The organism is Butyrivibrio sp. AE3006 (assembly GCF_000424165.1).
In the GTDB taxonomy this organism is placed as follows: Bacteria; Bacillota; Clostridia; order Lachnospirales; family Lachnospiraceae; genus Butyrivibrio.
This window is the reverse complement of sequence record NZ_AUJJ01000013.1, coordinates 118,477-129,571: the sequence shown is the minus strand read 5'-3', so window position 1 is coordinate 129,571 and position 11,095 is coordinate 118,477. Positions and strand designations below refer to the sequence as shown.

The window sequence follows — 11,095 nt, the reverse complement described above, 5'->3', positions numbered from 1 at the left end:
CATACAGGAAGCGGTGATGTGTACCACCAGATAGGAAATGCCAGAATCAAGCTGTCGTATTTTTCCACATCCGGAAGAGGTGTCTTTATCTCCGGTCTTATCTTCTTTTCTATCTCTTCCTTTGCCTCTCTATATGCACAGGTGTTATAATCTTCACTGTAGGGTACCTTTCGCTCGATCCTGAACATATCGGCTCCGGTCTTCGCCACAATCCGTTTGGCAATCTTTTCTGTATTTCCGCTCCATGAGAAATACGCTACAAGTGTCTTCATTTAAACCGCCTCCTGTTTTATAAGCGATGTTTATGTTCTATGTTTTGATGATACCCCGTATATTCAGCTGTGTAAAATTGAACTTTCGTATTATAATATACTTGTTGCGTATATTAATCATTGGGAGTATATCATGATCGAGACATATCTTTTGGAGCATCTTGTAGCTTTTAAGAATCATAGAACATTATCCGAAGCAGCAGAAGTACTTCATCTTACGCAGCCTACACTTACCAGATCCATGAGCAAGCTCGAGGACGAGTTTGGAGTAAAGCTTTTTGAGAGGGAGAAAAAAAGACTGTATCTTAATGATACAGGTAAGATAGCTGCAGAATATGCAGAAGATATTCTTCACATGCATGAGGCCATGGAAGAACAGGTACGTCTTTCTGACAGAAGAAGCAAGACCATAACTGTAGGATCCTGTGCACCTGGTCCGCTTCTTGAGCTGATGCCAAGACTATCAACGACATTTTCTAATATGGCATTATCAACAGAGATGACAGATGAAGAAACCCTTATTACAGGGCTTAATAACAAAACATATCAGATGATAATACTCAACCATCAGCTTGAAGGTGAGCTTTATCATTCCCAGCACTGCGGCTCAGAACACCTTTGTGCATCACTAATACCGGAGCATAAACTTGCATATGAAAGCTCCATCACGTTCAAGCAAATGGATGGTGAAAGTTTTCTCATGGTATCTGAAGTCGGAGTATGGGATGCCATCGTCCGAAAACATATGCCAAAGTCGAAGTTTCTTCTTCAATCGGGAACAGAATCCCTTATGGAAGTCGCAGAGACTTCGTCCCTTCCTACCTTCTCGACTGACCTAACCAATCGCGTTCTTGGAATGCGTCACAACAGATTTTCTGTTCCATTTTCTGATAAAGATGCACAGATGGACTTCTACTGTATTTGTCTGAAGTCAGAGTATATGAATTACATAAACTGGTTCAAGAGATTATGATATTTCTTCATACAATTTGAGAACTGCTTCGATTTCATAAATGCTGCAAAGGTTTCTGCTGAGCTTGCCACATGGTTTTACCTTCCAACTGCACATTAGTCTTTTTCTCTTTTACTTCCAACCAACCTTTGGCGCGATATGCAGAAATAGAAGTTGTATATTCTCCGGTCTTGGGAATAGTCAAATCAAAATCTGCATTCTCGCCCTTGCCACAATTATCTGCCCGGTAAATTGGTGCTTCATCTGCCATCGCTATCATTACGTCTGCCTTTCCTCCATCGATCTGCCAGGAAACGTGTAGTGTTTCTCCTTCATTAAGCACCATGGTCTCCGAATCATCTGTGTTCATCATGTTGAAGTTCAGATAAAATCTGTTTGGGTTCTTCGAGCAAACTCTGTCCCCATCAAACCTGACCTGATTCTGCATGATATAACAATTTAAAACTATTATCATCAAGACAATAGCTGTAGATACTATTAAAAAACCTTTCTTTTTCATAATCCCCCTATTTCTGCCCGGTACATCTCAGTGGCTCCCAGGCTTTCCTTCACCGCCAATCCACATTCGCATGGTCCATATATACCCTAACACACAAAAAAACAGACAGCTCCTTTACACGGATTTCTGTCTGTTTTTCACTATAATGGCTATCTATTTAGTTGTTTTGGTCAAAAATTAAAGCAATGCCTGATAGTCAGAGATACCCCACCAGTCCTGAAAAGAGGCTTATAACTATCATCAACGCAATCATCCAGATGACAGTCGCCTTGATGCCATTATTTTTTATCATGAAAAAGGGATAAGGGCCCTGAACAAGGTCCAGATAGTTGAGCCGCAGCATGATAAGCCCATAAACAAGCGTCACAACTACAGGCAGCCATATCCAATGTAAAGAGACTCTTTCTTCAAAGAAAATATATGACAGAGTCGATATGATCGGCACCAGCAAATGATGATACAGCCCGCTTCCTGAAAACAATAATTCCTTTAGCTTTCCCGACATGGGAACAAGAATAGTAGCCGTAACAAAGAAGGTCATTACCAGCATACACACGCTAAGATACCTTACGACCTCCACGGCCTCCTTTTGCCCGAATATAACAAGCAAAATCGATGATATAAGTGTAATAAAATTGGAAATCTGAGTATAGAAAATAAAGCTTTTCCTTATATCATGCCATTTTATACTCTTTGAAAAGGCTATAATTTCAAAAATGATGATCACCAGGTTCAGTATTCTAGCCATATACTTTCTCCTTAATACTACCAAAACCAATTAATCCAGCCTGATTACATTGTACCTTTTGTCCCTTATTAAATGCTAGATTAAAGTTTTCATTTAACATCCCCCCGGGGGGCTTGTGGAACCATTTTCCTTAATGTATTTTATAGAACGTTGGAATTGAGGAATATGGAAAAGAAATTAACAAAAGACATACAGGATTACTGGGATAAACGCTCAGAAACCTATTCGGAATTAAACATAACTGAATTAAACGGTAGCAGAAAAAATCTTTGGCATAACGTTCTTACAGACCTGATTCAAAAAGCATTCCCTGACAAGAATAACGACGACATAAAAATTCTCGACATAGGCACCGGTCCGGGCTTTTTCTCTATATTACTGAAAGAGTGCGGATATAACGTAACCGGTATAGATTCTTCAACAGAGATGCTGGGCAGGGCAAAATCCAATGCAGGAAAATATGGAGATGTCATTAACTTTTTGCAGATGGATGCTGATGATCTGTCCTTTGAGGATGACAGCTTTGATGTGATAGTAAATCGAAATGTCACATGGAATCTGCAGAATCCTGAGACCTGCTATGCAGAGTGGAGAAGGGTTTTAAAGCCCGGCGGCAGGCTCTTTGTTTTCGATGCCAACTGGTACGCATATCTTTTTGATGATGAAAAGCTCCATGAATATGAAGAAGACAGGGAAAATGTCAAGGACGAAGGCCTGTTTGATTTCAATGATGTGGAAAATGCAGAAAAAATGGAACAGATTGCCCTGACGCTGCCCCTTTCAAAGGAAGACAGACCAAAGTGGGACGAGAATGCCCTCCTTAAATGCGGCTTTTTGTCGGTGTCCTCAGATACAGAGATCTGGAAAAAAGTGTGGGACCGCGAGGAGCAGGTCAACTTCGCCTCCACTCCCATGTTTCTGATTCAGGCGGTAAAGTGATGAAAAAAATTGTGGTCAGAAAAATCATAAGAATACTGATCCTGCTGGTGGGAATAACCTTCCTTTCCTTTGCACTTTCATATCTGTCTCCGGGAGATCCTGCTCAGATACAGCTTTCCCAGAGCGGAATGCGTGTAAACGCCCAGACTCTTGCCAAGGTCAGAAAAGAGCTTGGCCTGGACAGACCGATGCTTGTGCAGTATCTAAGCTGGCTTAAGGGGATTCTTACAGGAAATATGGGTATCTCCTACAAGAGCAGAAAAAGTGTGGCTCTGCTTCTTCAAAAAGCCATTCCAAATACCATTCTGCTGACCTTTGTATCGCTTTTTGTGATGGTTTTGATATCCACCCCTACGGGAATTATCTGTGCCTGGAAAAAGAACGGCATATTCGATCATGCAGTGAGAGTTATAACATACCTGTTTTCCTCGCTGCCATCGTTTTTTCTAGCTCTTATATTTTTGTATTTTCTTGCTCTGAAACTTAAATGGTTTACGGTCCTTCCAAAAGGAATGTCAGGAATAGTCATGCCTGCGCTGACACTGTCACTTACGCTGGGCGCCTGGTATGTGAGACAGATCCGGGCCATGGTCCTTAAGGAGTTACAGCAGGATTATGTAAAAGGCCTTATGGCCAAGGGCTTTTCGGACAGCACTATATTATTTGGTCATGTGCTTAAAAACTGCCTTTCGCCGCTGATAACGCTTTTTTCTATGTCTGTGGGTTCTATGCTTGGCGGAACAGCCATCGTCGAGAGCATTTTTGTCTGGAACGGCGTAGGAAAACTTGCCGTAGACTCCATATCTGCAAGAGATTATCCCGTCATCCAGGGCTATGTTGTGTGGATGGCACTGATTTTTTTAAGCCTTAACTTCCTTGCGGATATAATCTGCAGGATGATCGATCCAAGGATAAGAAGGGAGGCGCGTTCATAATGAAAAAAAGGATGATAATATCCTCTGCATGGATTGCCTTCATTTCTGTAACACTCCTTATAGGTCCGTTTTTTATAAAACATGATCCCTACAAGACCAATATGCGTGAGGCCTTCAAAAAGCCGTCAGCAGTTCATATTTGCGGTACGGATAACCTTGGGAGATGCATATTTTGCAGAATAATCGCAGGCGGCAGGACCTCTGTTTTCACAGCTCTGGCAGTTGTTTTAATATCAGCTGTTATTGGTATCTTTCTGGGAATTTTAGCGGGATACATGGGCGGCATAGTTGATGAGATCATATCCGATATCATCACCATTTTTCAGGCTTTTCCGTCCTTTGTTCTTGCCATAGCCATTGCAGGAATCCTTGGACAGGACATAAAAAACGCCATAATCGCTCTGTGTGCGGTGTACTGGATCACCTACGCCAAGCTGGCAAGGAGCCTCGTTCAACAGATCAGAGCGGATAATTATGTAAAAGCAGCGTGGCTGTGCGGAGCTGACCACTTATCTATATTCAGAAAATATATACTTCCCGGAATATCGGGAACAATGATCATTACCTTAATGCTGGACATCGGAAGTGTAATACTCTCCATGGCAGGCCTGTCCTTTTTGGGACTTGGTGCAGTGCGCCCCACAGCAGAATGGGGAACGGTAATGAATGAAGCCAGGGATTATCTGCAAAAAGCCCCCTGGATTATAGGGTTCAACGGTATAGCCCTGTTTTTGGTTGTTATTGGATTTAACCTCTTTGGCGAAGCCATCGAGGAGAAAATAAATCACTTATAATTGTTTATCTATTTTTCGGAGGTTATTATGAAAAAGAAAATTGTTAGCTTATTGCTTGCTGCTTCTATGCTTTCCATGGCAGTTACAGGCTGCGGAAACAATGCAGGTAATGAAACAGAGACACCCGCTGCTGAGACTTCAGAGGAAGCACCCGCAGCAGATGATGCAGAAACAGAGGAAAGTGCTGATGCAGCTGAAAACACAGAGGCTGAAGAAACTACTGAAGCTGATGAAACAGCAGATACAGAAGAAACTACAGAAGCAACAGGCGAAAAGGTTCTTCGCGCAGGTGCGACCAGCGGATGGTTTGGTGCTGAGACTCTTGATGTTGCAAACGGCTGGGATGGCTGGATCATGTCAATCTACGGCATCAGCGAGAATCTTCTCAGACTTAACGAAGAGTATGTTCCTCAGCCTTACATCGCTGAGAGTTACGAGCAGGTTGATGATACAACCTGGAAGTTTGTGATTCGTGATGGCGTTACCTTCTCCAACGGCAAGCCTGTAACAGCAGATGCAGTAAAGGCTTGCTTCGAGCGTACATACGCAAATAATGAGCGTGCAGAGGGAACTCTCGGAATCGCTTCTATGGAGGCTGATGGCCAGGAGCTTACTATCGTAACAAAGGATCCCAATCCTACAATGCTCAACGACCTTTGCGATCCTCTTCTTGGAATCTATGATGCAAGCGCAGAGCCTGATGCAGAGCTTGGTGTTGCATGCACAGGTCCTTTCGTAGCTACATCTTTTACTTCCATGGATCACGTAGACATGGTAAAGAACGAGAACTATTGGGGTTCAGAGCCCAAGCTTGACAAAGTTGAGCTTAAGATCGTTGATGATATGAACACTCTTGCAATGGCTCTTCAGAATGGTGACATCGATATGATCGCCCGCATGGATGCTGCTGAGACAGAGATGTTCTCTGATGCTTCAGAGTACACAATCGATGCTGCCACATCTACAAGAAGCGCATTCCTTGTTTACAATCTTCAGCATGAAGGCATTAACGATCCTGCTGTAAGAGAAGCAATCGGCTGGTGCGTAGATCGTGAGAGCTTCGCTGATGTTGTTTACAACGGCTATTCAGAGGCTTCTTACGGTGTATATTCAACAGCTGTTCCTTTCGGCGGCACAGACGGACTTACACTTACAATCGATAAGTTTGATCCTGAGAAGGCTAAGGAAATCCTTGCTGATGCAGGCTACGAAGATACAAACGGTGACGGAACACTTGATAAGGACGGAAACGAGTTGAGCTTCAAGCTTATGACCTACAGCTACAACAACGAGACTCTTCAGCTTGCTGACATGATGCAGGCAGAGCTTGCAAACGTTGGTATCGGCATCAACATCGAGACTATGGATGTTATGGTTGAGACTGAGCAGGACGGCGATTTCGATATCGTAATCGACTCCTATGCAATGGCTCCTATCGGAACACCTCAGTACTTCACAAACCTTGTATTTGTATCCGATGCTTCCGACAACTTCGGTAAGTACTCAAATGCCAAGGTTGATGAGATGGCAAAGAAAATGAGCACAACCTTTGATGTAGATGAACAGTACGACCTCTCCCGCCAGATCTGCCAGGAGATCGTAAATGAGAGACCTTTCGATTTCATCGCAAGCACAAAGCTTATCTTCTGCTACAGAAACAATGTATCCGGAGTAACCGTTAACCCTTCTGAGTACTACATGATGACTTCTGATATCGATGTTAACTAAGAATATTCTTGATGTAAAAAAACTGAATGTAAAATACGGTGACAACTACGCCTGCAGGGACATCTCTTTTGAGGTCCCTGAGGGCGCTGCTGTTTCCCTGATCGGAGAAAGCGGTAGTGGCAAAACCACTACTCTTTCTGCTATTACGGGACTCTTATCTTCAAATGCGGTCTGTCAGGGAGAACTGATTTTTGACGGTCATGATCTTGGCAACATGTCCATAAAAGATAAAAGAATACTTCTCGGCAGTCAGATAGTAACCATTTTTCAGAACCCGGAAAGCTATTTAGACCCCATTTACAGGGTCGGAAGACAAATGGAGGACTATTTTATCCTCCAGAACAAAATGTCCCGTAAAGAGGCAAATACGCTGTCAAAAGACCTGCTTACAAATCTCTCCTTTGATAACCCGGAAAAAGTTCTTAATTCTTATCCGTTTGAACTATCCGGCGGAATGTGTCAGAGAGTATCGATAGCCATGATTCTGGGCTGTGCGAAGGCAAAGCTTATTCTGGCGGATGAGCCCACAAGCGCTCTTGATCAGATAATAAGGACCCAGACAGCTGACCTTATCAAAAAGGTTAAGGAAAGGCTAAATGCTTCTCTTTTGCTGGTAACTCACGATATTAAGCTGGCAGAAGCCATGTCCGACTACATAGGCGTAATGTACAAAGGCCGGATGGTCGAATGGGGAACCATGGAAGAAATCCTGAAAAGTCCCGGGCATCCCTACACGCAAAGTCTCATAGCAGCTTCACCAAGCCGGAATACAGACTATGCAAGCTATAAAATGTATCACGAAGACAGCTCTGAAGGAGCCCTCGCTGAACGTATCAGCATCACTGAAACACACTGGGTATTGGGTAAAAGATGACTAAAATACTGGAAATCAAAAATCTGAATAAGACATTTAAGAAGGCTTCCGAGTCCACCAAGGCAGTCTCTAACTTTTCATGCCAAATGAATGAAGGAGAATGCATCGGAATTGTGGGTGAAAGCGGCAGCGGAAAAAGCACCATTGCCGTCATTATAGCCGGTTTTGTTAAGGCTGACAGCGGCAGTATTTTTTTTGATGGCAATGAGCTTGTGTTTAAGGGAAAAGCTGCGCGGCTTCAGAGAAAATCCATGCAGATGATCTTTCAGAATCCAACTTCGGCCCTTAATCCCCACATGACAATTCTAGATAACCTGAAAGAAGCTGTTGTGTATTACGAAAAGATCGATAAAGATGCCTTTTATGCGAAAGCAGCTGAAGAACTTAAGAAAATGGGTCTAACCCCGGAGTATCTTCACCGTTATCCAAAAGAACTCTCCGGTGGTGAATGCCAGAGAGCTACTATAGCAAGGTCACTTATTGGAAGACCTAAACTCCTTATATGCGATGAAATAACAAGCGCTCTTGATGTCTGCGTGCAGGCAGAAATAATCAGATACCTGCTGGAGCTGAAAAAAAGCGGTATCTCTATCCTTTTTATAACCCACGACATAACTCTTACAAGTCAGCTTTGCGACCGCATAATAGTCATGAAGCAGGGAAAAATAGTTGAATCCGGTAACACAAAGGACATCCTTGAAAATCCGGTTTCAGACTATACTCGTATGCTGGTAGGTGCGGCGTACTGATCATTCAAGCAGATACTCAAAAGCTATTTCAGGCAGCGGTTTGTAGAAATAAAAGCCCTGAATATAGTCACAATCTGCATCCAGCAAAAATTTCATCTGTTTATCCGTCTCAACACCCTCCGCCGTTACTTTTGCCCCCATAGCGTGGGCGAGATTGATAGTTGAGACAATAATAGCTTCCGATTTCTTATTTATTCCTATTTTCCTGATAAAACCTATATCCAGCTTGATAATGTCAAAATCGAAGGTTTCAAGCATGGACAGTGAACTCATACCGCTTCCATAATCGTCAAGAAGTATCTGGATTCCCTGTTCTTTCATCTTGCTAAGGTAATTCAGCGCCTTATCTTCAAGATCTGCATAGGCAGACTCTGTCACCTCTAGCCTTACAAGGGACGGGTCAATCTTCTTTTCATTTATCAGCTCAAATATGCTTTCAATGAATGCTGTGTCATAGAAATCCACTCTGGACAGATTTATAGCGCAGGGAACGACCTTTTTGCCTTCACAGGTACGCCTTTCAATAAAATCTATCCCCCTATGCAGCATGAATCTGTCAAGCTCAGCAGTCTTGCCCTCAGATTCGATGATAGGAATGAAATCTGCAGGAGAAACCATGCCAAGATCTCTGTGCTGCCATCTTATCAGCATCTCTGCGCTGACAATCTCGCCGGATTTGGCATTTACTATGGGCTGATAATAAGCCTCAAATTCGTTGTCCATCAGGGCTCTCTCGTAATCAGACAAAAGATAGCGCTGTTTTACATACAGCTCCTTAAGAGAGTCGTCATAGTAAGCATAAAGAAGTTGTCTGTTGTTTCTGTCTATACTCCTCTCTGCTATTTTTGCACCTGCGATTATCTGGGCAATATCAACTTTGGAGTTCGTTATGGGATATATTCCGCAGTGAATTTCATAGTTGTATTCTATTGATTCTGTTTTGAAAACCTGCCTGCACATGGCCTTAAGGTTCTTTTCCGTAAGGTTCTCATCTGCTGTGATCAGAACAAAATTATCCGCCTCAAGCCTCCCCACGATTACAGGGCTAAGATACTTTCTAAGAGCATCCCTGGTCCTGAAAATAACAAGGTCGCCTCTCTGGGTACCAAACAACGCATTAACGGCCTTAAACCCCATTATATTGGCGTATACAAGGGAATAATGATCATTATCTGTAAGCTCTTCAAGAAAAAGCTTGGACCTGTCTATAAAGCCTGTTCTTGCATACTCATCCGTCATCCAGTCATGGTCAAGAAGCGTAGTGATATCGATGCACATCACCATAAACCAGTCGGGATATCCGGGAACCTCACGCACTCTGAAATTTTTGGCACGAACACCGGCGGCAGTCTCCACATGGACAGTTCTGACATAATTGCCCATTTCATCCATTTCTTTCTGGATAACTGAAAGTCTTAACTGATCAAGAAAAGCTTCTTTTTCCTCATCTACTACAGATTCAGCAAGTTTATTGCAGATTTCCCGGTAATTAAGTCTGCTCCTCTCAAAGACACCGGTGACATTATCCTTCAAAAAGTATACTTCACAGCGTTCATCATGTTTTTCCACGCCAAACACCATATCGTAGCCTTCAGAAATGATGGTTCTGATCACAGGCTGCTCGACATGGCTCATATACGGAATGACGGTTCCCTGGTTTAAAGGGGTTATCTCACCATCGTCGATTATTTCTCCTTCACCTTTGAAAATGGTCCGGCCACCTTTAACCTTAAAATAACTACCATCGGTTATAAAATAAAATCGACATCCAAAACTGTCCGGAATGACAATATCATCAACAAACTTAAGACCTCCTATGGTCTTGTCTTTCAAGTATTCTCGATGGGGTATTATCTGAATATTGGTCAGATCAAGACCATCTGAAAATCTGACATAGTTGGGATCTACGGCCTCTTCGTCCAGTTCCGGCGCATGGTATACATAAAAAGCAGCATTCATGGAACCTGCATTTGAAGCGATGACTATCCCCTTATATCCTAAAAGAGCCTCTTTTAATCCCTTTTTTTTCATAAATGCAAGCTGTGTCGGACCATGTCCGCCTGCAAGATAAATAACATCTGACCAGGCTACCATCGCATCTGCTGATTCTTTTTCATCTAATATCTTTACTTCTTTTACAGGGAGATTTTTATATTCGAATGCATCCAGTATCTGCCCAAGCTGATACTGATTATCTTTAGTCGCACCGGGATCGCAGGGTACATAGAGCAGATTGGCCTCTTTTTCCCATTCCTGCGTCAGATCATCAAAAAAGCCATAGCTCTCCAAAGGTGCTGCCTCTTCATAAGCCCCCTGTTCCTGTAATGCTATAGAGTTACTTGTTAAGTATAGAACCATTGACAATCTCCTGCCGGATCCGGCGATAAACCTTTGTTTACATAAGATAACAATTATTTGCCGTATCTACTCTATTTTACACTCCCAAAACGCATAATTGTTAAGGTTATAAATATTTAATACTTAAGGATTTCACCACGATAACCGATATATATAACAGCTATGGATAGCGCTTTAATGTGAAGGGACTACATTAAGGCGCATTTTTTGTCCCTGAAAGGAGGAA

Annotated in this window: 11 protein-coding genes; 7 read left to right on the top strand and 4 right to left on the bottom strand. The window is 42.7% G+C overall.

Annotated features, from left to right (window positions below; translation table 11 throughout):
* Nucleotides 1–272: flavodoxin (locus G603_RS19840; RefSeq protein ID WP_304412469.1), on the bottom strand; the 272-nt coding region annotated here is incomplete at its 3' end.
* Between the two features lie 133 nt (nt 273–405).
* Between G603_RS19840 and G603_RS19835 the strand changes: the two genes are divergently transcribed.
* A complete protein-coding gene (locus G603_RS19835; RefSeq protein WP_051207680.1) occupies nt 406–1,245 on the top strand; it encodes a LysR family transcriptional regulator in 840 nt (279 codons plus the stop codon).
* Between the two features lie 34 nt (nt 1,246–1,279).
* Here the strand turns inward: G603_RS19835 and G603_RS0109180 are convergent, their stop codons facing one another.
* Both G603_RS0109180 and G603_RS0109175 read right to left on the bottom strand, forming a co-directional pair.
* On the bottom strand, nt 1,280–1,744 hold the full coding sequence (locus G603_RS0109180) for a hypothetical protein (RefSeq protein WP_026670041.1): 465 nt from the start codon (nt 1,742–1,744) through the stop codon (nt 1,280–1,282).
* Between the two features lie 196 nt (nt 1,745–1,940).
* Nucleotides 1,941–2,492 carry a hypothetical protein gene (locus G603_RS0109175; RefSeq protein ID WP_026523931.1) on the bottom strand — a complete coding sequence of 184 codons (552 nt, stop codon included), beginning with the start codon at nt 2,490–2,492 and terminating at the stop codon, nt 1,941–1,943.
* 165 nt (nt 2,493–2,657) lie between these two features.
* Between G603_RS0109175 and G603_RS0109165 the strand changes: the two genes are divergently transcribed.
* From G603_RS0109165 to G603_RS0109140, 6 genes are read left to right on the top strand one after another with little or no spacing between them, the layout of a single operon-like run.
* The gene (locus G603_RS0109165; RefSeq protein WP_026670040.1) at nt 2,658–3,431 is read left to right on the top strand and encodes a class I SAM-dependent methyltransferase; all 774 of its coding nucleotides are present in this window, start codon (nt 2,658–2,660) and stop codon (nt 3,429–3,431) included.
* A complete protein-coding gene (locus G603_RS0109160; RefSeq protein WP_026670039.1) occupies nt 3,431–4,366 on the top strand; it encodes an ABC transporter permease in 936 nt (311 codons plus the stop codon). The genes G603_RS0109165 and G603_RS0109160 overlap by 1 nt, the downstream gene beginning before the upstream one ends.
* Complete coding sequence (locus tag G603_RS0109155; RefSeq protein WP_026670038.1) at nt 4,366–5,160, top strand: ABC transporter permease; 795 nt, start codon at nt 4,366–4,368, stop codon at nt 5,158–5,160. The genes G603_RS0109160 and G603_RS0109155 overlap by 1 nt, the downstream gene beginning before the upstream one ends.
* Nucleotides 5,161–5,187: 27 nt before the next feature.
* A complete protein-coding gene (locus G603_RS0109150) occupies nt 5,188–6,888 on the top strand; it encodes an ABC transporter substrate-binding protein (RefSeq protein ID WP_026670037.1) in 1,701 nt (566 codons plus the stop codon).
* The gene (locus G603_RS19830) at nt 6,878–7,762 is read left to right on the top strand and encodes an ABC transporter ATP-binding protein (RefSeq protein ID WP_051207678.1); all 885 of its coding nucleotides are present in this window, start codon (nt 6,878–6,880) and stop codon (nt 7,760–7,762) included. Before G603_RS0109150 ends, G603_RS19830 begins: the two co-directional genes overlap by 11 nt.
* Complete coding sequence (locus tag G603_RS0109140; RefSeq protein ID WP_026670036.1) at nt 7,759–8,511, top strand: ABC transporter ATP-binding protein; 753 nt, start codon at nt 7,759–7,761, stop codon at nt 8,509–8,511. The genes G603_RS19830 and G603_RS0109140 overlap by 4 nt, the downstream gene beginning before the upstream one ends.
* On the opposite strand, the gene G603_RS0109135 is transcribed toward G603_RS0109140, so the two are convergent.
* Nucleotides 8,512–10,869: an EAL domain-containing protein gene (locus tag G603_RS0109135; RefSeq protein WP_026670035.1), complete on the bottom strand. Its 2,358-nt coding sequence runs from the start codon at nt 10,867–10,869 to the stop codon at nt 8,512–8,514.
* Nucleotides 10,870–11,095: the final 226 nt, after the last annotated feature.

Coding starts and splice junctions, on each gene's coding strand:
- G603_RS19835 (WP_051207680.1), top strand. CDS start 406: ATGATCGAGACATATCTTTTGGAGCATCTTGTAGCTTTTAAGAATCAT.
- G603_RS0109180 (WP_026670041.1), bottom strand. CDS start 1,744: ATGAAAAAGAAAGGTTTTTTAATAGTATCTACAGCTATTGTCTTGATG.
- G603_RS0109175 (WP_026523931.1), bottom strand. CDS start 2,492: ATGGCTAGAATACTGAACCTGGTGATCATCATTTTTGAAATTATAGCC.
- G603_RS0109165 (WP_026670040.1), top strand. CDS start 2,658: ATGGAAAAGAAATTAACAAAAGACATACAGGATTACTGGGATAAACGC.
- G603_RS0109160 (WP_026670039.1), top strand. CDS start 3,431: ATGAAAAAAATTGTGGTCAGAAAAATCATAAGAATACTGATCCTGCTG.
- G603_RS0109155 (WP_026670038.1), top strand. CDS start 4,366: ATGAAAAAAAGGATGATAATATCCTCTGCATGGATTGCCTTCATTTCT.
- G603_RS0109150 (WP_026670037.1), top strand. CDS start 5,188: ATGAAAAAGAAAATTGTTAGCTTATTGCTTGCTGCTTCTATGCTTTCC.
- G603_RS19830 (WP_051207678.1), top strand. CDS start 6,878: ATGTTAACTAAGAATATTCTTGATGTAAAAAAACTGAATGTAAAATAC.
- G603_RS0109140 (WP_026670036.1), top strand. CDS start 7,759: ATGACTAAAATACTGGAAATCAAAAATCTGAATAAGACATTTAAGAAG.
- G603_RS0109135 (WP_026670035.1), bottom strand. CDS start 10,869: ATGGTTCTATACTTAACAAGTAACTCTATAGCATTACAGGAACAGGGG.